The sequence below is a fragment of the Arthrobacter sp. HMSC06H05 genome (assembly GCF_001807395.1).
Classification (GTDB): domain Bacteria; phylum Actinomycetota; class Actinomycetes; order Actinomycetales; family Micrococcaceae; genus Pseudoglutamicibacter; species Pseudoglutamicibacter albus.
The window spans coordinates 1-25,276 of record NZ_KV788991.1 but is presented as its reverse complement, the minus strand read 5'-3'; the positions used below and the strand labels follow the sequence as shown (position 1 = coordinate 25,276).

General features: G+C 62.3%; 20 protein-coding genes. 16 read left to right on the top strand and 4 right to left on the bottom strand.

Going from position 1 to position 25,276, the window contains the following annotated elements; translation table 11 throughout:
- The first annotated feature begins 69 nt into the window (after positions 1 to 69).
- The 11 genes from HMPREF3160_RS07885 (at position 70) to HMPREF3160_RS07835 (ending at position 14,031) form a co-directional block, all read left to right on the top strand.
- A complete protein-coding gene (locus tag HMPREF3160_RS07885; protein ID WP_070507913.1) occupies positions 70 to 957 on the top strand; it encodes a TetR/AcrR family transcriptional regulator in 888 nt (295 codons plus the stop codon).
- Positions 947 to 3,712 (top strand): MMPL family transporter, encoded by a 2,766-nt coding sequence (locus HMPREF3160_RS07880; protein WP_070507910.1) that lies wholly within the window; start codon positions 947 to 949, stop codon positions 3,710 to 3,712. Before HMPREF3160_RS07885 ends, HMPREF3160_RS07880 begins: the two co-directional genes overlap by 11 nt.
- Positions 3,713 to 3,832: 120 nt before the next feature.
- Entirely contained in the window at positions 3,833 to 4,468 is a 636-nt protein-coding gene (locus HMPREF3160_RS07875) for a GNAT family N-acetyltransferase (protein WP_070507907.1), read from the top strand.
- Positions 4,469 to 4,541: 73 nt separating this feature from the next.
- Positions 4,542 to 5,717: a lipid II:glycine glycyltransferase FemX gene (locus HMPREF3160_RS07870; protein ID WP_083285561.1), complete on the top strand. Its 1,176-nt coding sequence runs from the start codon at positions 4,542 to 4,544 to the stop codon at positions 5,715 to 5,717.
- A gap of 55 nt (positions 5,718 to 5,772) precedes the next feature.
- Entirely contained in the window at positions 5,773 to 7,077 is a 1,305-nt protein-coding gene (locus HMPREF3160_RS07865; protein WP_256174193.1) for a carboxylate--amine ligase, read from the top strand.
- Positions 7,078 to 7,262: 185 nt separating this feature from the next.
- Positions 7,263 to 7,589 carry a metal-sensitive transcriptional regulator gene (locus HMPREF3160_RS07860; RefSeq protein WP_070491602.1) on the top strand — a complete coding sequence of 109 codons (327 nt, stop codon included), beginning with the start codon at positions 7,263 to 7,265 and terminating at the stop codon, positions 7,587 to 7,589.
- 34 nt (positions 7,590 to 7,623) lie between these two features.
- Positions 7,624 to 7,848, top strand: coding sequence for a copper ion binding protein (locus HMPREF3160_RS07855; protein ID WP_035756150.1), 225 nt, complete (start codon positions 7,624 to 7,626; stop codon positions 7,846 to 7,848).
- Entirely contained in the window at positions 7,845 to 10,346 is a 2,502-nt protein-coding gene (locus HMPREF3160_RS07850) for a heavy metal translocating P-type ATPase (RefSeq protein WP_070507904.1), read from the top strand. Before HMPREF3160_RS07855 ends, HMPREF3160_RS07850 begins: the two co-directional genes overlap by 4 nt.
- Positions 10,343 to 11,038 (top strand): FadR/GntR family transcriptional regulator, encoded by a 696-nt coding sequence (locus HMPREF3160_RS07845; RefSeq protein ID WP_256174190.1) that lies wholly within the window; start codon positions 10,343 to 10,345, stop codon positions 11,036 to 11,038. Before HMPREF3160_RS07850 ends, HMPREF3160_RS07845 begins: the two co-directional genes overlap by 4 nt.
- A gap of 158 nt (positions 11,039 to 11,196) precedes the next feature.
- Entirely contained in the window at positions 11,197 to 12,624 is a 1,428-nt protein-coding gene (locus HMPREF3160_RS07840; RefSeq protein ID WP_256174188.1) for an MFS transporter, read from the top strand.
- 141 nt (positions 12,625 to 12,765) lie between these two features.
- Positions 12,766 to 14,031, top strand: a complete 1,266-nt coding sequence (locus HMPREF3160_RS07835; RefSeq protein ID WP_035756144.1) for an alpha-hydroxy acid oxidase — start codon at positions 12,766 to 12,768, stop codon at positions 14,029 to 14,031.
- Between the two features lie 101 nt (positions 14,032 to 14,132).
- Here the strand turns inward: HMPREF3160_RS07835 and HMPREF3160_RS07830 are convergent, their stop codons facing one another.
- From HMPREF3160_RS07830 to HMPREF3160_RS07815, 4 genes are all read right to left on the bottom strand, one after another.
- Positions 14,133 to 14,837 carry an Abi family protein gene (locus tag HMPREF3160_RS07830; protein WP_070507901.1) on the bottom strand — a complete coding sequence of 235 codons (705 nt, stop codon included), beginning with the start codon at positions 14,835 to 14,837 and terminating at the stop codon, positions 14,133 to 14,135.
- 161 nt (positions 14,838 to 14,998) lie between these two features.
- Positions 14,999 to 15,883, bottom strand: a complete 885-nt coding sequence (locus tag HMPREF3160_RS07825) for an HpcH/HpaI aldolase family protein (RefSeq protein WP_070507898.1) — start codon at positions 15,881 to 15,883, stop codon at positions 14,999 to 15,001.
- Positions 15,868 to 16,653: a 2-keto-4-pentenoate hydratase gene (locus HMPREF3160_RS07820; RefSeq protein WP_070507895.1), complete on the bottom strand. Its 786-nt coding sequence runs from the start codon at positions 16,651 to 16,653 to the stop codon at positions 15,868 to 15,870. Before HMPREF3160_RS07820 ends, HMPREF3160_RS07825 begins: the two co-directional genes overlap by 16 nt.
- A gap of 9 nt (positions 16,654 to 16,662) precedes the next feature.
- Positions 16,663 to 18,183 (bottom strand): fumarylacetoacetate hydrolase family protein, encoded by a 1,521-nt coding sequence (locus HMPREF3160_RS07815; protein WP_256174187.1) that lies wholly within the window; start codon positions 18,181 to 18,183, stop codon positions 16,663 to 16,665.
- Between the two features lie 101 nt (positions 18,184 to 18,284).
- On the opposite strand from HMPREF3160_RS07815, the gene HMPREF3160_RS07810 reads away from it, so the two are divergent.
- The 5 genes from HMPREF3160_RS07810 to HMPREF3160_RS07790 all read left to right on the top strand — a co-directional run bounded on the left by HMPREF3160_RS07810 (position 18,285) and on the right by HMPREF3160_RS07790 (position 25,262).
- On the top strand, positions 18,285 to 18,977 hold the full coding sequence (locus tag HMPREF3160_RS07810) for a GntR family transcriptional regulator (protein ID WP_070490184.1): 693 nt from the start codon (positions 18,285 to 18,287) through the stop codon (positions 18,975 to 18,977).
- 196 nt (positions 18,978 to 19,173) lie between these two features.
- Entirely contained in the window at positions 19,174 to 20,682 is a 1,509-nt protein-coding gene (hpaE, locus tag HMPREF3160_RS07805) for a 5-carboxymethyl-2-hydroxymuconate semialdehyde dehydrogenase (protein ID WP_070507892.1), read from the top strand.
- A 69-nt stretch (positions 20,683 to 20,751) separates the two neighbouring features.
- Complete coding sequence (gene hpaD / locus HMPREF3160_RS07800) at positions 20,752 to 21,915, top strand: 3,4-dihydroxyphenylacetate 2,3-dioxygenase (RefSeq protein ID WP_035756131.1); 1,164 nt, start codon at positions 20,752 to 20,754, stop codon at positions 21,913 to 21,915.
- A 380-nt stretch (positions 21,916 to 22,295) separates the two neighbouring features.
- Complete coding sequence (locus tag HMPREF3160_RS07795; protein WP_070507890.1) at positions 22,296 to 23,807, top strand: acyl-CoA synthetase; 1,512 nt, start codon at positions 22,296 to 22,298, stop codon at positions 23,805 to 23,807.
- A gap of 54 nt (positions 23,808 to 23,861) precedes the next feature.
- A complete protein-coding gene (locus HMPREF3160_RS07790) occupies positions 23,862 to 25,262 on the top strand; it encodes an MFS transporter (protein WP_083285559.1) in 1,401 nt (466 codons plus the stop codon).
- The last annotated feature ends 14 nt before the right edge of the window (positions 25,263 to 25,276 follow it).

Sequence of the window (25,276 nt, the reverse complement as noted above, 5' to 3'; positions counted from 1 at the left end):
TACGCGATCAATATATGTAAGGTACGCCGGCATATTTGCACAGAGTGCACGTATTGATAAAATGAGCCCATGGCCACCCCTGAATCACCCAATACCGCGGGTTGCGTTGTAGCGCCTGCGAACCTAGCGCAAGCCGTTGAGGCGCTGGGCCGGCGTGAACTCAACCGGATGGCAACAACCGAGGGGATCGTGAACGCGTGCCTCGACCTCGGGGAAGAACTCGGGTGGGACGCGGTCACCGTCGATGCGGTCGCTGATCGGGCCGGGGTTTCCCGCCGGACGTTCTTCAATTACTTCAGCTCACTTGCCGAGGCCGTTCACTATCCGTTGACCGTGATCATCCAAGACGCCCTCATCCGCCTCAAGGTCCCGCAGGGAAACGGCGGCGCATCAGAAGAAACCTCAGGCACTGGAGGGCCACTCGATTACACGCAGGCGCTCACCGATTCGATACGGCTTGAACTATTAGCCCCCGCGACGCGCACGCTCTTGCTCGCCCGCGCTTCTTCCGCGTTACGCACCGAATCTTTACGCACATGGGAGAACAGCATCACCCAGCTCATCGAGCCGTTTCAGGGACTTTCACCGAATGCGCGGCTCGTGATCGAGGTTCAGGTCAGAGCCGCGGTCACCGCAGTCCAGGTGGCCTTTGAACACTGGGCCGCAGCACTGACCGGCCGCCCCACCAAGGCAGACGTTGAGGCTTTGCGACTCAATGCAGTCCGGGCGGTATCACTCATCTCACCGCTGGGGATGCTGCCCGCATCGGATGCTGGAGGCACCGCCGACACAAGCGGCGGCCAGGACGACGGCGAGGACAGTAGCCGCAAGCAGGGCAACCACGGCAACGGTCAGTATCTACAACACAGCGCGTGGGCGAGCTGGCTCACCAGCGACGAACGCGAAGAGATCTACAGTTCCAACTTCTTCGAGGACTCACGGAAATATGGCACATAAGCTCTATCAACTCGCCAAGCTGGCGGCACGGCGGCCCTGGGCATTCATCGTGTCCTGGGCGGTGATCATCGGCCTTCTGGTTGGCTCTGCGGCCCTGTTCATGGGCAAGCTCACCAACGATTTCGCGATCCCGGGAACCGAAACCCAGGACACCCTGGATGAAGTCGAAAAGATCTTCCCCGAGTTCAGCGGCGGCACCGGCTCCGTGGTTTTCACGACCGCTAACGGGAATGAGTTCACGGACGAGCAGAAGCAGGAAATCTCCTCGATGCTTGCCGGCCTTGAAGAGGACAAGACTGCGCTTGTAGCGGCTGACCCGTTCAAGAACCAAGCCGAGATCGCCAACGCCGGCAACAAGATCGAAGAAGGCAAGAAAGAGCTCGCGGCGAATGAGAAGAAGCTCGCCGACGGTCAGAAGCAACTCGACGGCGCAAAGAAGAAAATCAGCGACGGCCAGAAGCAACTCGATGACGGCAAAAAGCAGCTCGAAGCTGGGCTGAAGCAAGCCCAAGACGGCGCGAAGCAGCTTGAAGCCGCCGGCATGACCCAGACCCAGCAGTACATGCAGGCGAAGGGCACCATCCAAGCGCTTGAACAGCAGCAGGCCGGTTTGAAGGCCAAGCAGGCGGAGCTCGATGAGGGCCGGGCCGAGCTCGAAACCAAGCAGAAGGAAATCGACGAAGGCAAGAAGAAGCTCGAGGAAGGCCGCGCCGAGCTGGCTCAAGGCCAGCGGCAAGCGGAATCCGCCGAAGGCATGAAGTTCGTCTCTGACAACGGGGCGAGCGCTGTGGCCCACATGCAGTTCGAAGGCCAAGCCGAAGCCATGGAAGCCCAGAAGCGTGAGCATCTGCTCAGCGAGCTGCACAGTGTGGAAAACCTCGGGGTCGAGGTCTATCCCTCCACCGAGATCTCCTCCGATCTCAACAGCGTCTTCGGTATCGGTGAGGCGATCGGCCTGGTTGTTGCCGGGCTGGTCCTGTTCATCATGATGGGAACTTTCGTGGGCGCCGGCCTGCCGCTGGTGCAGGCAGTTTTGGGTGTGGGCGCGGGTGTCGCGGGTACGCTCGCGTTCTCCTCGGTAGTGGACATGGCCTCGATCACCCCCGCGCTCGCTCTCATGCTGGGCCTGGCCGTGGGTATCGACTACACGCTGTTCATCGTGCACCGCCACCGCCGCCAGCTCATGCAAGGCGTTGACGTTAAAGAGTCCATCGGCTTGGCCGTCGGGACCTCCGGAAGCGCGGTGGTGTTCGCTGGTTTGACGGTCGTGATCGCGCTGGTTGCGCTGCTCGTTCCGGGCCTGCCGTTCCTCTCGGTGCTTGGCCTGTCTGCCGCCGCGACCGTCGCGTTGGCCGTGCTGATCGCGGTCACGCTGACCCCTGCGTTGCTTTCGCTGATCGGTCAGCGCCTGGTGTCCAAGCGTGCGCAAAAAGCGTTCGATGCGAAACAAGCGAAGCAGCGCGCCCACCTCGCTGGCGGTGAGGCAGGCACTGGCGCTGAGGCTGATGCTGGCGCCGAGGCTGATGATGGGGCAGGTGCTGACACTGACGCTGACGGCGATGCGGATCGGGGCGGCCACAACGGCTGGACCCGCTTCACGACCGGCAAGCCGTGGCTCGCTGCCCTGGCCGGGGTGCTGTTGCTCGGGGTTATCGCGATCCCCTCGCTCAAGCTCACCACCGCGCTGCCGGATGGCGCGTCAGAGCCGTACGGTTCGGATGCGCAGGTCGCCTACGAGAAGACCGCAGAGGATTTCGGTGCCGGCTTCAACGGCCCCATCTTGGGGTTTGTGACATTGCCTGAGGGTGCCTCGGAGGCTGAAGCGCAGAAGGCGCTCTACGAGACGGCCACGAAGGTCCGCGAGATCGAGGGCGTGATCGCGGCCTCTCCTGTTGAACAGACCGACGACAACCGGTACGGCCTACTGCAGATCATCCCAGCCACCGGCCCGGCAGATGACAAGACCGTGGATCTGGTTGAGACGATCCGTGCCGCTGAGCACCAGTTCGAAGACGAAACGGGTGCGAAGCTCGCGTTGACCGGGCAGGTGACCGCGATGATCGACGTGTCAGAGAAGATGGCGGAAGCTTTGCCGCCGTATCTGGTGATCGTGGTGGGCTTGTCGCTGGTCTTGCTGCTGCTCGTGTTCCGTTCGATCGTCGTTCCGCTGATTGCAACGCTGGGCTTCCTGCTGTCGCTCGCGGCCGCGTTCGGTGCCACGGTTGCGGTGTATCAGTTCGGCTGGCTCGGCGAACTGTTCGGGGTGCACGTTCCAGGTCCGATCATGTCTTTCCTACCGATCCTGTTGACCGGTATCTTGTTCGGCTTGGCGATGGACTACCAGATGTTCCTCGTGACCGCGATGCGCGAAGCGTTCGTGCACGGCGCCTCGCCGCGTGCCGCGGTCCGTAAGGGCATGACCGCCGCCGCACCGGTCGTGGTCGCTGCCGCACTCATCATGATCTCGGTGTTCGTAGGCTTCATCTTCTCCGAGCTCTCGATGATCAGGCCTATCGGTTTCGCGCTCGCGTTCGGTGTGCTCTTCGACGCGTTCGTGGTCCGGTTGACCATCACACCGGCGATCATGACGCTACTGGGCAAGCATGCGTGGTTCATCCCGGGCTGGCTCGATAAGGCCCTGCCGAACGTGGACGTTGAAGGTGAATCCCTCAGCGAAGAGATCGCGGCGGCCGAACGCACCGCAACGGAGTCTAAGGACACCGATACCGCCGATAAGAATGCCGCCCGCGCATAAGCGCGCCGCTGTGCGCGGTAGCCGCTAACGTAGGGGTGGGGTTTCACACGAAACCCCACCCCGCATCGTTTGCAGACCCCGCATCGATGTATAGAACTTGATTGTCCTTCTGGAGGTTCCGTGTCCACTCACCTTCGTGCCCTCAACCTTCCAGACGGGCTGCTCGCGTTCGTTGGGAACCTGCGTTCGATGGATGCGCCCACTTGGGCCGGTATTTCCACGTTGCGGCAGAACGTTTTCATCGTCGAGCAGGGATGCAACTACGCGGACCAGGACCTCAACGACCTCGAGGACACCACGGAACACTTGTGGGTTGAGGACGGCGCCGGGGTTGTGTTCGCGACCCTGCGGATCATGAACGAGCAACCCAAAGGCACCGGCCTCGGCCTGCCGTTGCTAGGGAATGCACAGGCCGGGAATGCGCAGGCCGGGAATGCACAGACCAAGGATGCGCAGAGCATCAACATCTTCAACCCCGGCGGCAACGCCGGCGCCAACGGGACGGGTTCCGCGCCGCAAACCAACCAGCAGACCAAGCGCATCGGCCGGGTCGCGGTGCACAGCAAACGCCGCGGGCAAGGCATCGGGCATACGCTCATGAAGACCGCGGTAGCCCGGTGCGGTAAGCGCCGCATCGTGCTCAATGCGCAATCCCACCTGGCTGACTGGTACACGCAGTTCGGTTTCGAGGTGGATGGCGAGGAATTCCTCGAAGTCGGGATCCCCCACGTGCCTATGGTGCGCGAAGCCCTGTAGCTATTGGGTGCGTGGGGTGCTGTAGCTAACACCGGCGCCGGCGCTCGGGCGGGCGGCGGATATACTCGGGCACATGGCTGAACCGACTTCCCCACTGAATAATCCCTTGATTAAAGCGCGTGAAATCAGTGCCGATGAGCACCGCGAGTTCCTCTCCCAGCACCCTGATGCGAGCTTTATGCAGACCCCTGCTTGGGGTGCGGTGAAGTCGGATTGGGATTCGGTTTCGCTCGGCATTTACGCGGGCGAAAAGCTCGTTGGTGCGGCTCTGGTTTTGTTGCGGTGGGCGCCGGTTGTGAAGCGGTGCCTAGCGTATGTGCCAATGGGGCCGGTGATTGACTGGTCTGAATACCCAGCGGACGCGGTGGTCGATGCGTTGGTTGAGGATGTGAAGCGCCGTGGCGCGTTCGCGTTGCGTTTCGGCCCGAACGTCAAAGCTAAGCGGTGGGGTGCCGCTGGTGTCCGTAAGGTCCTGGGTGCCGGGACCATGCAGAGCCTCGATGAGCTTGAACCGACCGAAACCTATGAGGTGGGTACGCAACTGATCGAGGCTTTGACCTCCCGCGGCGCGCGCCCTCTGGGTGGCGGCATGGATTTTGAGGCCGGCCAGCCTGCATACCTCGCGCTTGTTCCGCTCGTGAATGAGGGCGGGAACCAGCTGGACTTAGATGGCGTATTGGCTTCGTTTTCGGGCAATAATCGCCGCGATACACGCAAGGCGATGCGCGCAGGTTTCATAGTGCATGAGAACCCGGACAATGGTTTCGAGCGTTTCACCGCACTGATTGAGGAGACCGCTAAGCGGCAGGATTTCACGGCGCGCCCGGCATCGTATTACAAGACCCTCTATAACGAACTCAATGCGTCGGAGAAGGGTTCGTGCCGCATCTATATCGCGTCCGCCCCGGAGGATGAGAACCACGACCTTGCCGCCGCGATGTTGGTGATGCACGGCAACCAGTCTTGGTATCTGTACGGGGGTTCGGTTCTTGACCGAGCGTACGCGGGCGCCCCGCGCTTGCTTCAGGCCGTGATGATTGAGGCCGCGATCGAGCGTGGCTGCGTTGTGTTGGATCAGGGCGGGCTGACTGCGACCTTGCAGATGGGTGGCGACCACGCCGGCGGTTTGACGCGGTTCAAGACCGGCGTTGGCGCGGATGTTTTCCGGATGGTTGGCGAGTGGGAGATCGCGATCAGCAAACCTATGACGTGGGCGTTCAATAAGTACATGCAGCTGCGTTCCAAATAACGCTCAAGCATACGCGCCCGCGCCCCCCTGTCAGCGACCTTCAAGGAGACACCCTGTGACGACCGTGAGCCCTGAACAGCCTTTTGTTCCCGTTTTGTATGGCGGCGACATGGGTACGTACGCGATGGCCCGCGCGTTCCACGAGAACTATGGGGTCACGTCCGTGATCGTCACGGGAGATCCGAACGGTTCGATCAACCACTCCGCAATCGTGGACCTGCGTCCGGCTGGAACCATGAAGGACGAGGCCCGCGTGATCCAGTTCCTGCTGGATCAGGGCCGCGAACTGGCAGGCCCCAACCGCAGGCCGCTGTTGCTGCTGGGGTCACTGGACCTGCACATCGGGCAGTTGGTGCGTAACCGTGAGGCGCTTGAGGAGTTCTATACCCTCCCCTACCCTGACGAGCAGACCATTGCCCAGGCGGCGAGTAAGTCGGAGTTCTATGCGGTGTGTGAGAAGTTGGGGATCCCGCATCCGCGCACCGTGGTGATTGATCCGCGCAAGGTGGCAAGCGAGGGTGCGGAGGCCGCCGTACCGGAAGAGTTACCTGAGTTCCCGCTGATCGGTAAGCCGGCCGATTCCGCGGCGTGGGTTGATGCGAGCTTTGAAGGTAAGCAGAAGGTTTTCCGTTTCACAGACCGCGATGCCGTAGTCACGATGGTGGGTCGGATGGCCAAAGGCGGGTACACGCAGCCGTTCATCCTGCAGGAGATGATCCCTGGCGGGGATGAGAACATGCGGCTGTGCTCAATGTACGGGGCGAAGGATGGCTCCGGGACTCTGTATGTCGCGAACGCGAACGTTGTGGTTGAGGAGCATTCCCCGATTGTCGAGGGGAACTCAGCGGGCATTGTCACCACCGACAACCCGGATATTGTGCCTTCCGTCAAGGCCCTGGTTGAGCATTACGGTTGGACGGGCTGGGCCATGGTGGACGCCAAGCTGGATCCGCGCGATGGCGTGGTCAAGCTCTTCGAGATGAACCCGCGTTTGGGCCGGAACCACTACTACATGCAGGCCGCAGGCCTCGCGGCCTCACGCGTGTATGTTCAGGAATGGCTGGATGCTAACGAGTTCGGGTTGTCTGATGGCACCCCGGTTGTGTCCGATGCGGACTCCCGCGTCGAGGGTGGCACGCGCGTGCTGACGCGCGAGCACCTCTACACGGTGTTGCCGCTGTGGCTTCTGAAAAAGTACGCAAAAGGCACCTCCGGCGCACAAGCCAAGGAGCTCATCAAAGCCCGCAAGGTCACGAATCCCTTGTTCCATAAGGCCGAACGCCATCCCCGCCGGTGGCTCTATATCGCGATGGCGATGGTCAACTACGTCAAAAAGTTCCGCGACTTCCCGCCCGCGTAAACAGCGCGGCGGAGACCGTTTCATTCCGCGTTGCTGCCGGTAGCGCGGGGCCAGCGCCCGCTGTAGCGGCCCGCAGCCGCAGCCCCGCCCGAATCTGCCGCCCCCGCACCGGCTGCCCCCGCATCTTGCGGAGCAGCAAGAGCACTCTTCACATACCCCTAGGGGGTATTGGTATAGTAGATGGCATGGTTGATTCAACGCATCACGATCCGCACGCCGGTCACGGCTATACGCAAGACAAGACGGCCCTGTTGAACCGGCTGCGGCGCATCGAAGGGCAAGTCCGCGGCATCTCCCGCATGGTCGAGGACAACACGTATTGCCTCGACGTCCTGACCCAGCTCGCGTCCGTGAACTCGGCCCTGCATAAGGTTTCGCTTGAGCTCATCAAGGACCACATCAACCATTGCGTGGTGGACGCCGCGCAAGAATCCATCACGACCGGCGACTCCACCATCGTGCAGAACAAAGTCGATGAAGTCACCGCCGCCGTCGGCCGTCTGCTGCGCTAACTGAACACTTCCCTCCAACCGAAGGAGAACCCCTATGGCTGTCACCCTGAACGTCACTGGCATGACCTGCCACCACTGCGTCTCATCCGTCAAGGAAGAACTCGGCGAACTCGACGGTGTGGCCAACATCAGCGTCGAACTCAACACCGGCGGCACATCCGTGGTGACATTCGACGCTGAGGCGACCGTGACCGATGAGCAGATCCGCGGCGCGATCGAAGAGGCAGGCTACGAAACCACGGAGTTGAGCCGCGCATGAGTGAAACGCAGCGTGTACTCACCCTCGATATCGAGGGGATGACGTGCGCGTCCTGCGTCAACCGGATCGAGCGGAAACTCGAGAAACTCCCCGGCGTCACCGCGGCCGTGAACCTCCCGCTTGAGACCGCGCGCGTCACCGCGCCGGCAGACGTCGAGGATGGCACGCTCATCGAGGTGATCCGGAAAGCAGGCTACGATGCGCGCATCCACTCCCCCAAGAAGACCCGGGTAGAGGCTCAAACCAGCACGGCGCCGCAACCGGCGGCCGAGCAAGCACACGCCGACCCAGCGCTTTCCGAAGCAGGCCAGGCTGATCCGACGGGTGAGTTCGGCTCTTCGGCGGGCTACCGGATTCCGTTGTTCAAGCGGTTCCTGATCGCCGCGATCCTGACCGCGCCGGTGTTGCTGATTTCGATGGTTCCGGGGCTTCAGTTCCGGAATTGGGGCTGGGTTGCCGGCTTGTTTTCGCTGCCGGTTGCCACCTGGGCTGCGTGGCCGTTCCATAAGGCTGCGGCGATCAACGCGCGCCACGGGACGTCCACGATGGACACGCTCGTCTCGATCGGTGTAATTGCCGCGACTGTGTATTCGTGGGTTCAGTTGTTGCGCGATCCGGCGCTCACGGCCGATGCGCGGCTCGGTGACCTGCACGCGATGCACGGGCACCACCTGTATTTCGAGTCCGCAGCGGTCATCGTCACGTTCTTGTTGCTGGGGCGTTGGCTTGAGTCGCGTGCTCGGCACGGCGCAGCGGATGCAACGCGCGCGTTGCTTGAGCTGGGAGCGAGCCAAGCGACGGTCGTTGACGCCGATGGAGGCCACCGTGAGGTCCCGGCGGATGAGCTCACCGTGGGCACCGTTATTTTGGTGCGGCCTGGTGAGAAGATCGCTGCCGACGGCGTTGTGCTCGAGGGTGACTCCGATGTGGATGCCTCGATGATCACGGGCGAATCCGTGCCCGTGCCGGTCTCCCCCGGCTCAGAGGTCACGGGCGCAACCATCAACACGTCCGGTCGCTTGCTCGTACGGGTGAGCGCGGCCGGTGAGGATTCGACGTTGGCTGCGATGGGCAGGTTGATTGCGCAGGCGCAGTCGGAGAAGACTCCGCTTGTGCGGCTCGTGGACCGGATTTCCGGTGTTTTCGTTCCGATCGTTTTAGCACTAGCGGTGCTCACGTTTGTGGGGTGGTGGCTGATTGCCGGCAACCCTTCGGGCGGTTTCATCGCGGCCGTAACGGTCCTGGTTGTCGCGTGCCCGTGCGCGCTCGGTTTGGCGACCCCGGTTGCACTCGTCGCCGGCATCGGTAACGGGGCGAGCCGCGGAATCCTCATCTCCGGGCCTGCCGTGCTTGAAGAAGCACGCAACCTCGATGCGGTGGTGCTCGATAAAACCGGCACCATCACCGAAGGCCGTATGACACTCACCTCCACGACCCTGTTGCCCGGCGCTAGCGCTGCCACCTCCGCTACAGCCTCCCCTGCCGCAACAGTGGACATCAGCGCCAACACTGCGCTGGCTTATGCCGCCGCACTCGAGCAAAATTCGGAGCACCCTATCGCCCGCGCGATTGTCGATGCCGCCACCGGCGCGACGGGCGAAGCCGGCGTTGCTAATGGCCGTCAGCTCACGGTCGAGGACTTCGCCTCGCACGCCGGAAGTGGCGTCACCGGGGTCGTGAGTGATCAGAACGGCATGCGCCACACGGTCACGGTGGGAACGCTGGACCTGCTCGCTGAGCAGGGCATGGACGTGACCGATGGCGCCCGCGCTGAGCTTGCACGGCTTGAACGCGAGGGCATGACGGTCGTCGCGCTTGGCATCGGGGGCTCCGGAACCGGCGGCACCGATGCAGCTGACACCAGCACAAGCGGCACTAGCACAGGCGGCCGCGCGGTCGCGTTGCTCAGCGTCGCGGATCAGGTCAAGCCGGATTCCGCGGAGGCTGTCGCCCGGCTCACTGGGATGGGCGTGACCCCGTGGATGGTCACGGGTGACAACCGTGAGGTCGCGGCCGCGGTCGCGCGCGAGGTCGGCATCCCGGAGGCACACGTCATGGCCGGGGTGCGTCCCGAAGGTAAGGTCGACGCGGTCCGGGATTTGCAGGCGGATGGCACGAAGATCGCGATGGTTGGCGACGGCGTCAACGATGCCCCTGCCTTGATGACCGCGGACCTTGGCCTTGCGATGGGCGCCGGAACAGATGTTGCCCGTGAGGCCGCCGGGGTCACCCTCATGGGGTCTTCGCTGGGGCAGGCCGCGGATGCGATCGAGCTGTCCCGGCAGACCTTGCGCATCATTCGGCAGAACATTTTTTGGGCGTTTTTCTATAACGTCGCCGCGCTCCCGGTGGCCATGTTGGGGCTTCTGAACCCGATGATCGCCGGCATTGCGATGGCGGCCAGCTCCGTCATCGTGGTGTTCAATGCGTTGCGTCTGCGCCGCTTCGGGAAACACAGTCCTGGCCCGCATGCCGATGTGAGAGGATACCAACCGTGAAGGCTCATGAGTTGGTGATGCAGTGGGTGACCGACGAACTTTCGGCAGGCCGCCTCAACATTGGCGATCACCTGCCGAGCGAACGGTCACTCGCTGAAACGCTCAAGGTGTCCCGCGGTACCATCCGCGAAGCGTTACGCGTCTTGGAGGCGCTGGGTTCTATCCGGAGTTCCACGGGGTCTGGGCCTCAGTCTGGGACGGTGATTACCGCGGCACCCGAGCAGGCGCTTTCGCTGGCGCTGAACCTCCAGTTGGCGACCAGCCAGGTTGAGCATCACCACGTGTTTGAGATGCGGCTCTTGCTTGAAGACTGGGCGGTACGCAACGCCGAACCCGAGCATGCCGACCCTGAACATTCCGATTGGATGAAAGCGGAAACGCTTCTGGACATGATGGATCAGCCGGGTCTGTCCGTCATTGACTTCCTGAACCTGGACGCGCAGTTCCACGTAGCGCTATCCAAGGCCGCGAATAATCCGCTCGCCTCAACACTCATGGATGCGATGCGCACCGCGATCGAAGGGCACACGGTTGAACGCGCCAAGGCCCTGCCCGACTGGGAGGCGACATCAGCGCGGCTGCGGAGCGAGCATCGTGCAATCCTGGAGGCTGCGCGCCACGGCCGGGCAGACGCGGCCGCGGACCTACTCAAGGAACACATCAGCGGCTACTACGCCGAAACCGCTGGCTGACGGCAGGTAGCGTAGCGCGGCCTCACCGGCGCCACTGCGGGCGCCTTAAGAAAAATTACCTCTTGCGCAAATGTGACCGAGGCCATAGTGTCTGTGGTTAGACCACATGGTCTGACCACATCTATCCTTGACATTGGCACCTATCCCCAGGAGTAGCTTTGAAGCCTTCATCGCATCCGAACTCCGCCGCGGCGAACCCGGCACACTCTGCCACGAACCCACAAGCTGGCAACAACGCCGCATCAGGCTCCAAAGCCCGCAGGCCACACAACGGAACGCAAGAAAAGCAGCCCCTGAACTACCGGGTGCTATTCGGAAGCCTCAGCGGCTCCGTCATCGAATGGTTTGACTTCCTCATCTACGGAACGGTCGCGGCTCTTGTTTTCAACAAGATCTACTTCCCCAGCGACAACCCGTTCATGGCCACCTTCCTGGCCTACGTGTCATTCTCACTCACGTTCTTCTTCCGCCCGCTCGGTGGCGTGATCTTCTCCCACATCGGCGACCGCATCGGCCGCAAGAAAACCCTGTTCATCACCCTGTGCCTCATGGGCGGCGGAACGGTAGCGATCGGTTTGCTCCCGGATTATTCGATGATCGGGATGTGGGCTCCGCTTCTGCTGTGCCTGTTCCGTATTCTGCAGGGCCTCGGCATCGGCGGCGAATGGGGTGGGGCGCTACTGCTCGCCTACGAATACGCGCCACGTAACCGCCGCGGCCTCTACGGTGCGGTACCGCAGATGGGTATCTCGCTCGGTATGTTGCTCGCCTCCGCCGTAGTTGCGTTGCTGACCCTCATGCCAGAAGAGCAATTCATGCTGTGGGGCTGGCGCATCCCGTTCGTGGCCTCGATCGTGCTCGTGTTGATTGGCCTGTGGATCCGTAACGGCCTCGATGACACGCCTGAATTCCGCCGCATGCGCGAACAGGGCAAGCAGCTCAAGCTGCCGATCAAGGAAGTTGTGACCAAGCACTGGGGTGCAGTCCTGGTTTCGATCGCCGCGAAAGCCGCGGAAACTGGACCGTTCTATATCTTCGGAACCTACATCGTCGCCTACGCGACCGATGTCCTCGGCGCCCGCAACAACACGGTCCTGCTCGCAGTCGCGGCAGCCGCTTTCGTCGCAACCATCTGGATGCCAGTCTTCGGCGCGATTTCCGACCGCATGAACCGCGGAGCCCTCTACCGTACATGTGCGCTGAGTACCATCGTGCTCGTGTTCCCGTACTATTGGATCCTCAACACCGGCGAAACCTGGGCGCTGTTCGTATCCACGATCCTCGGTTTTGGTATCCTCTGGGGCTCCGTCAACGCAATCTTGGGCACCCTGATTGCTGAAAACTTCGCTCCACAAGTCCGCTACACCGGCGCATCGCTGGGCTACCAGCTGGGTGCCGCGATCTTCGGTGGTACCGCGCCGCTCATCGCTGTCTGGCTGTTCGAAATCTCCGACGGCCAATGGTGGCCGATCGCCTGCTACGTCATCTTCTGCTGCTTGATCTCCGTGATCGCTAGCTTCTTCATCAGCCGCGTGGCCTACATTGAAGAAGAGAACCTCGCACACGAACAGGCCCCGGCGCAGTAATGACTGACGCAGCGGTGGCCTACGCAGTGAAGACCTACACAGCGATGACTTGCGCAGTGCTGTCTTGCCGCTGCGCGCCGGCCGCCTGTTGGCGCACTTACAGACTTGCCCCTGGCAACTAATTTAGAGAAAGGAATACAGATGATTCGCCGTCAATTCCCTCACCCCAACGAGATTTTTGATCTGCTGAAGTTCAAGAAGCCCGAGCTCAACCCGAAGAAGCGTCGTCTGAGCAACGCGCTGACCGTGAGCGATCTGCGTAAGATCGCTAAGCGCCGCACCCCGGCCGCCGCGTTCGACTACACCGACGGTGCCGCTGAGGAAGAGATCAGCATGCACCGCTCCGTGCAGGCGTTCCGTGACGTCGAGTTCCACCCGGACATCCTCAAGCCAGCCGAGCACGTCAACACCTCGGTACAGATTCTGGGCGGTAGCTCCGCGCTTCCGTTCGGCATTGCGCCAACCGGCTTCACCCGTCTCATGCAGACCCAGGGTGAGCACGCTGGTGCGGCCGCCGCTGGTGCCGCTGGTATTCCGTTCACGCTTTCGACGCTGGGTACGGCTTCGATTGAGGATGTCAAGAAGGCGAACCCTCACGGCCGTAACTGGTTCCAGCTCTATGTGATGCGGGACCGTGAAATCTCGTACGGCTTGGTTGAGCGCGCCGCTAAGGCCGGGTTCGACACCCTGATGTTCACGGTCGACACCCCTATTGCTGGCCACCGTTTGCGCGACTCCCGCAACGGCTTCTCGATCCCGCCGCAGATCAGCCTGGGTACCGTGCTGAACGCGATCCCTCGCCCATGGTGGTGGATCGACTTCCTGACAACCCCTAAGCTCGAGTTCGCTTCGCTGTCTTCCACCGGGGGCACCGTGGGTGAGTTGCTGAACTCGGCGATGGACCCAACCATTTCCTACGAGGACCTCAAGGTCATCCGTGAAATGTGGCCTGGCAAGATCGTTGTCAAGGGTGTTCAGACCGTCGAGGATTCCCACCGCCTGCTGGATCACGGCGTGGACGGCCTGGTGCTCTCGAACCACGGTGGCCGCCAGCTGGACCGCGCACCTGTTCCGTTCCAGTTGCTGCCGAAGGTTGTGCGTGAGGTCGGTAAGGACGCTACCGTCATGATCGACACCGGTATCCGTACTGGCGCGGACATCGTCGCTTCGATGGCTTTGGGCGCTAAGTTCACGCTGATCGGCCGCGCATACCTCTACGGCCTGATGGCTGGCGGCCGCGAAGGCGTTGACCGCACCATCGAGATTCTGCGCACCGAGATCGAACGCACCATGGCCCTGCTCGGTGTATCCACGGTCGAGGAACTCGAGCCACGCCACGTGACCCAGCTCCAGCGCCTGACACCCATCCAGAACGATGCGGTAGAAGCCGCCGAACGCACGCTCTGATGCTCAGCGCTTAGCCGCGAGCACAGACGTAGCTTGATCTAGAAACTGCTCCCCATGAGTTGGACTGAGAACTCAGTCACCAACCATGGGGAGCAGTTCGTTTAAGGCCTAACACTCCGTAGATGCGGGAGCCTTGAGTGTGATGCAATCCAATGTGCCGCGTCCGGATTGAGCCACATGGTCAAAAGCCTAATGGCTTCCTGCGCACTATCAAGACAAGCATCTTCCTGCTGCCTGTTCCGCCTGATAATCGGTTCGTGATGGGCGCAACGGTTACGTAGTTTATAGACCACGTCAACCTCACACTTGAAATCAGTCAAGGACGGCACGTAGGTGCCGTTTCCGCCCTTTCGCGTAGTGGAAGCCGGTGTGGCTACAAGAGTCTTATGAACCAGCGGCCAAATGGTCGCCGCGTACCTATTGGTAAAAAGGTACGCCCAGAAATCGAAGTTCAGCTCAGCAATCACCCGCCCCGGTAGCGGCTCCGGTTGTCGGCCGCTCCCCGACCTTCCGTCCGCCTTCCTACCTGCGCGTTTACTCGCCTTCCTAACAGAGTTCTCGGCATGCCAATCAAAAGGAATAGCAGAGTGGACATACCACCGCTCGCCATATCTTGAGGAAACAGCAGTATCGACATGGTTACGCAAGAGCACCTCGACATGCTGAATATCTTCCAGGAACGCCTTGGTCACGCGAGTATTCCACAGGTATAGGGCTTCCGGATCCGGATGAAAGCTGTAAGTTTTCATCCGTTCGAATGAAAACCAGGCTTCAAGATCGCTGTGCGGGTTGTTCTTGGGCGACATACACACCAGTGTTACACTTAAAACTGAAAGCCCCGGAGCGATCCCTGCGTTTTAGACGTATATCACCGGGGTTATTGCTTTCCCGGACCCACCTTCCCGGGGAAGACAGCGGGGGCAGGACACCGGTTGGTGTCCCGCCCCGACTGCACTAACGAGGCACCTCAGTAGGATTCGAGGTTGTCGTCGCCTTTGTTGGGCATGAATTCGTTCGCGAGGTTTTCGGTGCCGCGGGCGAGGATGCTGACGTCCGCGCCGACGTTGACGAAATGCGCGCCGGCTTCGAGGTAGTCGCGCGCCTGGTTCGGGGCGAACGCGTTGACGCCCACAATCTTGCCGGCATCCCGCACCTTGGAGATAACCTCCTTGACGGCCCCAACCACCTCCGGGTGGGTTTGCTGGCCGAGGTATCCCATGGATGCCGCGAGATCGGATGGCCCGAGGAACACCGCATCAACGCCGTCAACCGCAGCGATCTTATCCGCGTTACGCACCGCTTCCGCGGATTCGGCTTGGACGATGAGGCTCACGATCTCGTGCGCCCGCGTCAAGTACTGAGGAACGCGCCCCCAACGCGCCGAACGCGCGAGCGCGGAACCAACCCCACGCACACCTTCAACCGCAGACCCCGAGGCTTTAGCCCCGCCTGGCTGCGGATACTTCATCGCAGCGGCGGCCGCACGCGCATCTTCAACCGTATGGACCATCGGGACCATGATGCTGGTCGCGCCGGCATCCAGGACCTGCTTGATGATCGCGGCGTCATTGCGCGGGACGCGGACCACGGACAAGCTCGGGTACGCGGCAATCGCGCGCAGCTGACCGATGAGCCCTTCCAAGTAGAACGGGCCGTGTTCGGCATCCAGCAACAAATAGTCGAAGCCGGCACCCGCACAGATTTCGGCGGCCGTCGGGTCCCCGGACGCGACGAACATGCCCACGACCGGGCCAGCAACCCCATCTGCCCGGCCGCGCGGCTGATCGGCCATGCTCGGCTGGGTGAAGAGGTGCTTGAAGCTGCGTTCGGTGTGGTTTAGACGAACTGGCATGTCACAACCCCTAGCGGCCCGTAGTCGGCCATCACGGTGTCGCCCTTGTCTACCCACATCGGGCGGGTGAAGGAACCTGCGAGGATGATCTGGCCTGCACGCAGGACTTCGTCGTGCTCGTGGAGACGGTTCGCGAGCCAATGCACGCCGTTGGCGGGGTGGCCAAGCACGCCGCCGCCGAGGCCGGTTTCCTCGATCTCCTGGTTCTTATACAGCAGGCCGCCGAGCCACCGCATGTCATGCTCGTCCGGACGGACCGGACGGCCACCGACCACCATGACGCCCATCGCAGCGTTGTCTGCGATGGTGTCGACGATGGTGCGGCCTTCCATCTCGACGCGGGCATCCAGGATCTCCAGGGCTGGGACCACGTATTCAGTTGCACGCAGGACATCGAAGATGTCAGCGTCTGGGCCGCTCACATCGTCTTTGAGTTTGAACGCGAGTTCCATCTCAACGCGCGGCTTGGTGTAAATGTCCCATTCAAGCGTGGACCCGGATTCCAGCACCATGTCTTTGAAGATCACGCCGTAGTCCGGTTCGGAGATGCCGGTCGCGTACTGCATCGCCTTGGAGGTCAGGCCGATCTTGTGGCCTGCCACGACGCGGCCTTTTTCTTCGCCGCGTTCACGCCAGATGCGCTGGATCGCGTAGGAATCAGCGATTTCCATGTCTGGGTAGCGCTTGGTGAGCAGCGGAACGGGAACTTTGGTTTCGCCGGCGGTGACGAGTTCGTCGGCGATTTTCACGCGGGTGCTTTGATCCAGCATGTTCGCTCCTTAGTTCAGCTCGTTTTCGCGGTTTGCGAGGTATTCCTCGAACTTGACCTTCCATTCACCGGTTGGAGGGAAGAGGCCTTCGATCGGGTTGCCTTCCTTGACGCGTGCCATGACCCATTCGTCCTGAACCTCGGTCTTGAACGCGTGATCGGCTACCTGCTCCACGACTGCTGGTGGGATCACGACGATGCCGTTGGAGTCAGCGACGATAATGTCGCCCGGCTGCACCGCGGCACCCCCGCATGCGACGGTTTCGTCCATGGTCCATGGGACGTGCTTGCGGCCCAGCACAGATGGGTGCGCGCCGTTGTGGAAGGTCGGGATGTCGGCCTCCACAACCTCGGAGAGGTCGCGGACCGCGCCGTCAGTCACGATGCCTACCGCGCCGAGAAGCTTGGCGCGAGTTGCGAGGATGTCACCCAGGGTTGCGGCACCTTGTTCGCCGCGGCCCTCGATGACGAGGATCTCGCCTTCCTTGAGGTCGTCGAACATCTGCTTCTGGGTGTTGTAGCCGCCACCGTGCTGCTTGAACAGGTCTTGGCGTAGCGGGATCATGCGCAGGGTGCGTGCGCGGCCTACGATCTTCTGGGTTCCGTGGGTGGCGGTGAGGCCCGCGATGGTGCACGCCTCGATACCTGCCGCCTTGACCGAGGAGGAGAGGGTTGCGGTCGCGGATGCCATGAGCTTGGCGCGGACCTCATCGGTGAGCGGGTCAGCGCCGGTTGCAGCATCGGCGTCGGTTGTAGCGTCAGCGTCTGCGAGGCCTGCGGCTTGAGCGTCGCCCCATGCGTCGATGCGGTCAGCGTCAGTGACCTTGGTTGGGTTGCCGAAGTCCTTGAAGCCTTCGGTGCCCTGGACCGCGGTGGTGCGCAGTTCGCCAGTGGACTGCTCGCCGGCCTGAACTTCAACGGTCACGACGTCTTCCGGCTTGAAAACGGAGGAACCCGCTGGGGTTCCGGTGAGGATCACATCGCCTGGCTTGAGCGTCATCTGCTGGGACAAGTCAGCCACGATCTGACCGAACGAGAACAGCAGCTCCTGCGTGGTGGCGTCCTGGACGGTTTCACCGTTGAGCTTGGTGATCACGCGCAGGTGCATCGGGTCAAGGTTCTCGGCAGGGATCATGACCGGGCCGAGTGGCGTGTAGCCGTCGCCGGACTTGGAACGGACGTTGGAGCCTTTGTCGGCGTACTTGATGTCCTGAATACCGATGTCATTGGAAGCGGTGATCCAGCCGACGTGCGCCCAGCCTTCGTTAGGGGTGATGCGGCGGGCTTCCTTGCCGATTACGAGCGCGATCTCGCCTTCGAACTGCAGCAGTTCGGTATCCGCTGGGCGTTCCACGGTCTCCCCAGTCAAGGCGAGCGAGGAGGTCGCCTTCATGAAGTAGGAAGGGTACTTAGGGGTACGGCCGCGCTGTTCGGCGCGGGACGAATATGCCAGGTGAACGGCGATGACCTTGCCGATATTGTCCAGAACGTCCTGGGTTACTTCGATGGGCTGGTTAGTTGTGCTGAACACTGACACTCCTACTGACATTCTTGGTAGATGCGCCCCTGATGAATGCGCCGGTCGTATTCATCATCGTATACGTTTTGAGTGCTCTCGTATACGATCCGTATATGACCTCCGCACAGCAGCATCCGCGCCAGGCCCGGGCCACATCGAAGTCACAGGCCGCCTACGATGCCGTGCGTGAACGCATCCTGGACCGCACGTATGAACCGGGCTATCGCCTGGTTCTGCAGACCATCGCTGATGAGTTGAAGTGCTCCGTGGTGCCGGTGCGTGAGGCGATCCGCCGGCTTGAAGCCGAAGGCCTCGTGGTGTTCACCCAGAATAAAGGGGCCACTGTCGCGGAGGTGGATGCGGAGCTGTATCTGAACACGATGCAGACCCTCGCGATCCTAGAGGGCTCCGCCACCGCGCTGGCCGCGGAGCATATTTCAGCCGCCGATGTGCAGGCCGCCCGGGACTTGAACGAACAGATACGTGCGTTGCTGGCCGATTTTGATCCGGCAGAGTTCACGCGCTTGAACGCTGAATTGCATGCGCTGCTGTATTCGGATTGCCCCAACACTCACCTACTGGATTTGGTGCATCGCGGTTGGACGCGCATGGACGCGATCAGGGTTTCCAGTTTCGATGCGATCCCGGCCCGCGCCCAGGATTCCGTGAAAGAGCATGCCGAGTTGATCGAGGCGATCGCCGCCAAGAAGCCAGCCCACCAGATCGAGGCGCTAGCCCGCGCCCACCGCATGCACACGCTCAACGCGTACCTTCACGCCATGGGCCAGCCACCCTCCTCGCTTTAAGCTCCGCGCGGAGTCAGCCCGCGTCGTCATTTAAACCCTTTTCACGCCTCCACGGATCGTATACGATTGCAAATATGTGGGGCATCACCCCACCAACAAACCGGCCCGCGCGGCCGCACCGGCATCAAAGCCAGCGCCACGTCGCGCAGCCAACAGGCCGCACCGGACCACTACCGGATTGAGGAGCTTCATACATATGGCACAGCAAGCAGTCCCGGAGAACCTTCCAGATCAGATCCGCCACTACATCGGCGGCAAGTGGGTTGACTCGATCGACGGCGACACCTTCGACGTCCTCAACCCAGTCACCAACGAGGCCTACATTAAGGCGTCTTCCGGCAAGGTCGCAGACATCGATGCTGCGGTTGCCGCCGCGAAGGACGCTTTCGAAAACGGCCCGTGGCCAACCATGCTCCCGCGTCAGCGTTCCCGCATTCTGCACAAGATCGCCGATGTTGTGGAGACCCGCGCGGACGAGCTCGCAGCGATGGAGTGCTTCGACACCGGCCTGCCGATCTCCCAGGCGCGCGGCCAGGCGCACCGTGCAGCTGAGAACTTCCGTTTCTTCGCTGACCTGATCGTGGCTCAGCATGATGACACGTTCAAGGTTCCAGGCCGTCAGATCAACTACGTCAACCGCAAGCCGATCGGTGTTGCAGGCCTGATTACGCCGTGGAACACCCCGTTCATGCTCGAATCCTGGAAGCTCGCGCCAGCGATCGCAACCGGTAACACCGTGGTGCTGAAGCCGGCAGAGTTCACGCCGCTGTCCGCATCGCTGTGGCCAGGCATCTTCGAAGAGGCCGGCCTGCCAGCTGGCGTGTTCAACATGGTCCACGGCTACGGCGAAGAGGGCTTCGCGGGTGATTCGCTCGTCAAGCACCCAGACGTTCCGCTGATCTCCTTCACCGGTGAGTCCAAGACCGGCCAGATCATCTTCGGCAACGCCGCACCGTTCCTCAAGGGCCTTTCGATGGAGCTCGGCGGCAAGTCCCCGGCCGTCGTGTTCGAGGACGCGGACCTCGAGACCGCGATCGACGCGACCATCTTCGGCGTGTTCTCCCTCAACGGCGAGCGCTGCACCGCAGGTTCCCGCATCCTGGTTCAGCGCAGCATCTATGACGAGTTCGTGGAGCGTTACGCTGCGCAGGCTAAGCGCGTCAAGGTTGGCCTGCCGTCGGATGAGACCACCGAGGTCGGCGCGATTGTGCACCCTGAGCACTTCGAGAAGGTCATGTCCTACGTCGAAATCGGTAAGGAAGAGGCCCGCCTTGTAGCTGGTGGCGGCCGCCCTGACGAGTTCCCTGAGGGCAACTTTGTTCAGCCGACCGTTTTCGCTGACGTCTCCCCTGAAGCCCGCATCTTCCAGGAAGAGATCTTCGGCCCAGTTGTTGCGATCACTCCGTTCGACACCGAAGAGGAAGCGCTCGAACTCGCGAACAACACCAAGTACGGCCTCGCCGCATACATCTGGACCAACGACCTGAAGCGTGCCCACAACTTCGCCCAGAACGTTGAGGCCGGCATGGTGTGGCTGAACTCGAACAACGTTCGTGACCTGCGCACCCCATTCGGTGGCGTCAAGGCCTCGGGCCTCGGCCACGAAGGCGGCTACCGTTCCATCGACTTCTACACCGATCAGCAGGCCGTCCATATCAACCTCGGCAAGGTGCACAACCCGGTTTTCGGTAAGCAGGAAAACTAACCCCTACTCCGGCTGGTGACCTCACGGAACGTAGCTGCGAGGCGCCACCTCAACCTCAGGAGAACAAACATGAGCAACCTGGAGAACCGCCAGAAAACCTCATCCGGCTTTTATGTAGGCCAAGAGGGTCCAGTCAAGACTGAGAACCCGATCCCAACCCCACAGGCGGAGGCACCGGATGTGCTGCGTTGCGCCTACATGGAGATTGTGGTCACTGACCTTGCCAAGTCCCGCGAATTCTATGTGGACGTCCTGGGCCTCGTTGTCACGGCAGAAGACGAGAACACCATCTACCTGCGGTCGATGGAAGAGTTCATCCACCACAACCTGGTGCTGCGCAAGGGCGATGTAGCGGCTGTCGCTGCGTTCTCTTACCGTGTGCGCTCCCCAGAAGACCTCGACAAGGCAGAGGCTTTCTACAAGGAGCTCGGCTGCCGTGTTGAGCGTAAGAAGGACGGCTTCGTCAAGGGCATTGGCGATTCGGTCCGCGTTGAGGACCCGCTCGGCTTCCCGTACGAGTTCTTCTACGACGTCGAACACGTTGAGCGCCTCGCATGGCGCTACGACCTCTACACCCCAGGCGCCTTGGTGCGTCTGGACCACTTCAACCAGGTCACCCCGGATGTTCCACGCGCCGCGAAGTACATGCAGGACCTCGGCTTCCGCGTCACCGAGGACATTCAGGACGACAAGGGCACCGTCTACGCAGCGTGGATGCGCCGCAAGCCAACCGTGCACGACACCGCGATGACCGGTGGCGACGGCCCACGCATGCACCACGTCGCGTTCTCGACCCACGAGAAGCACAACATCCTCGCGATCTGTGACAAGCTCGGTGCGCTGCGTATGTCGGATGCGATTGAGCGCGGCCCGGGCCGCCACGGCGTCTCCAACGCGTTCTACCTGTACCTGCGTGACCCAGACGGCCACCGCGTCGAGATCTACACCCAGGACTACTACACCGGCGACCCAGACAACCCGGTCGTGACCTGGGATGTGCACGATAACCAGCGCCGCGACTGGTGGGGCACCCCAGTTGTACCGTCCTGGTACACCGACGCCTCGCTCGTGCTCGACCTCGACGGCAACCCACAGGAAGTGGTTGCACGCTCCGACGAGTCCGAAATGAACGTGACCATCGGCGCTGACGGATTCTCCTACACCCGCAGCGACGAAGACGGAGAAATGCCGGAATGGAAGCAGGGCGAATACAAGCTCGGCAACCAGCTCTAAACTCGGCTTATAGCCGGTAAAACACCGGTTTCTAACCGGCTCAACACCGGCTAGAAACCACTGAATCGCCCCCGCGACGCCTGCATCTAGGCAGGCATGCGGGGGCGATTTTTTGTTGTTTTATGCCGTGAATCGTCCACAGGACCGCTCGCTCATAATCCCCGGAGAGGTGCTCGAAGCTCTACCCGAAGGGGCTCCAACTCCGAGCCCCACGCCAAACTCCTGACAAAATCAACCATTGACAATCTCAACTAAATGCCTTTCCATAGTTTTGTGACGTCGGCCACATTCCGGCCGTCCTGAGGGCTCCTCCGGGAGCGCCTCATCTGAACATCCCCGTCCCGAGCATCCCCATCCCGAACTTCCTTTGGAGTAGCCTCATGAACATCGGAGTAGGCACCTACCCCCGCCGCCGTGCCACGGTCCGTCCTGAAGCCGTCGCCCTCGAGTTCGAGGGCACCACCTGCACCTACGGCGAGGTCGCCGAGCGCGTCGAGCGGCTCGCCCACGCCCTCCTGGCCGGCGGAGCCAGCCGCGGGGACCGGATCGCCTATGTCGGGTTCAACCATCCCGCTCTGCTGGAGACGTTCTTCGCCACCACCCTGTTCGGCGGCACCGCGGTCCTCGTGAACCCGCGGCTGTCGCCGGCGGAAGTGCAATTCATCGTGGAGGACTCCGGCGCGTCCGTCGTTGTCTACGGCGGCGACCAGGTGCCCACGGCAGAGCGCCTGGCATCCAAGGTCACCGGGCTGCGTCTGATCGCCGTGGAGGGTGAGGACGGCCCCGGCGAGCGCTACGAGGCGGTGCTGGCCTCCGGCTCCGCAGACCCCGTGGACGCGGAAGTGGATGACGACGACGTCGCCCTCATCATGTACACCTCCGGCACAACGGGCCGCCCTAAAGGTGCGATGCTCACCCACCGCAACCTCACCTTCCAGTACCTGAACGCTTTCACCGGGACCGACCTCCGCCAGGACGAGGTCATGCTGTCCGTGGCCCCGCTGTTCCACATCGCCGGGCTGAACATGACCACGATCCCCACGTTCATGATGGGCGGGCGGATCGTCATCCAGCGTGCCTTCCGGCCGAAGGACGTGCTGGACGCGATCTCGCACTCTAAGGTCACGGGGACCTTCATGGTTCCCGCCATGCTGGACTTCCTCTCCCAGGACCCGGGCTTCGCCGAGGCCGACCTGAGCTCGCTGCGCTCGGTCATGGTGGGCGGGTCCCCGCTGCCGGAACGCTCCATCCGTCTCTGGCAGGACCGCGGCGTGAAGATCGTGCAGGGCTTCGGGATGACGGAGACTGCCCCCGGCGTCTGCCTCCTGGAGGCCGCCGACGCGCTATCCCATGCTGGGACTGCCGGCCGCCCACACTTCTTCGCCGAGGTCCGCGTGGTGGACCCCGTCACCGGCGAGGACGTGGAGGACGGCATCGCCGGCGAGGTCTTGGCCCGTGGCCCGCAGGTCATGAAGGGCTACTGGAACCGCGAGGAGGCCACCGCGGCCGCACTGGAGGGCGGCTGGTACCACACCGGCGACATCGCCGTTAGGGACGCCGAGGGCTACTTCACCATCAAGGACCGCATCAAGGACATGTACATCTCCGGTGGGGAGAACGTGTATCCCGCGGAGGTGGAGAACGCCCTGCTCTCCCTGGACGACGTGGCCGAGGCGGCCGTCGTCGGCGTCCCCGACGAACGCTGGGGCGAGTCAGGCGTGGCCTTCGTGGTGCCCGCGGACGGTGCGTCATTGGACGCCGAGGCGATCCGCAAAGACCTGGCTGAACTGCTGGCCAAATACAAGGTGCCGGCTCAGGTGCGACTCGTGGACGAGCTTCCGCGCACCACGACCGGCAAGATCCGCAAGACCGTGCTGCGTGAGAGCGCCTAAGCACCCCTGAACCCTTTTCCCATTCCACCCCGAACGAGAGAAACAGAGGTCACCATGACCAGTATCACTCCTAAGAGCCGTCCCACCGGCACGGCTACATCCACCGGAGAGAAGCAAGACACCGTAGATGCCTTGCTGAACATCTCCCCCGAGGAACGCCGCCGCGAATCCCGCAAGGTCATCCTCTCCAGCTATCTGGGCTCGACCATCGAGTTCTACGACTTCCTGCTGTACGCCACCGCGGCCGCCGTCGTGTTCCCACACGTGTTCTTCCCGGCCTCGGACCCACTGGCCGGATCCATCGCCGCCTTCGGCACCTTCGCGGCCGGCTATGTCGCTCGCCCGCTGGGCGGGGCGGTCTTCGGCCACTTCGGCGACCGGCTCGGTCGCAAGAAGATGCTGGTGCTCTCCATGCTCCTCATGGGCCTGGCATCCACCGCGATCGGCTTGATCCCCTCCGCGGAGATGATCGGCATCTGGGGCGTCGTGCTCCTGGTGATCATGCGTATCTTCCAGGGCATCGCGGTCGGTGGTGAGTGGGGCGGCGCCGCCCTGATGGCGCTCGAACACTCCGATACGAAGAAGCGAGGATTCGCCGCGTCCTTCACGAATGCCGGCGCTCCCTCCGGCGCCGCGTTGGGCACGTTCATGATGGGCGCCGTCTCCGCCCTGCTACCCGAGGAGCAGTTCCTCTCCTGGGGCTGGCGCATACCGTTCCTTTTCTCCTTCCTACTGCTGATCGTTGGCCTGATCATCCGTTCCAAGGTCTCCGAGTCCCCGGTCTTCCAGGCCGCCATGATCAAGGCCGATGCCGAAGATAGGGCTAAGCCGAAGGTTCCGCTGATCTCCGTACTTCGCCGTCCGAAGGCGCTTCTGTTGACGATGTTCGCCGGCGCCGCTGGCTTCGCCCTCCAGGTGCTGCTCCCGACGTTCGCGGTCGGCTACTCCGCGGCCGGAGGAACGGCCCGGTCGGATGTCCTCTACGCCTTTGCGTGGGCCTCGGTAATCTCTATCTTCATGGTCGTCGGGTTCGGCCGGCTCTCTGACGCATTGGGCCGCCGCCCGGTGATGATCGCAGGGCTCGTGCTCTTCGTCGCCTTCCTGTTCCCGATGTTTCCGATGCTTCGCTCGGACAGCTGGCTCGTCATCCTCGCAGCGTTCACCATCGCTCTCGCCCTGCACGGCATGATCTACGGGCCGTTGGCGGCGTTCATCGCGGAACAGTTCGGCACCGAGTCCCGCTACACCGGCGCCTCGCTGGGCTACCAGCTGGCCACCCTGCTGGGTGCCGGGTTCACCCCGACGATCGTCGCGTCCCTCTACGCCGGGCCCGGTGGTGGAGTGAGCACACTGCCGGTCATCATCTTCATCGGGTCGATCGCAGCCGTCTCCGCTATCGCGATCCTCTTGACCCGGGAGTCGAAGGATCATGACCTGCTGATCCACGAACACTAACTGCACCGGATAAG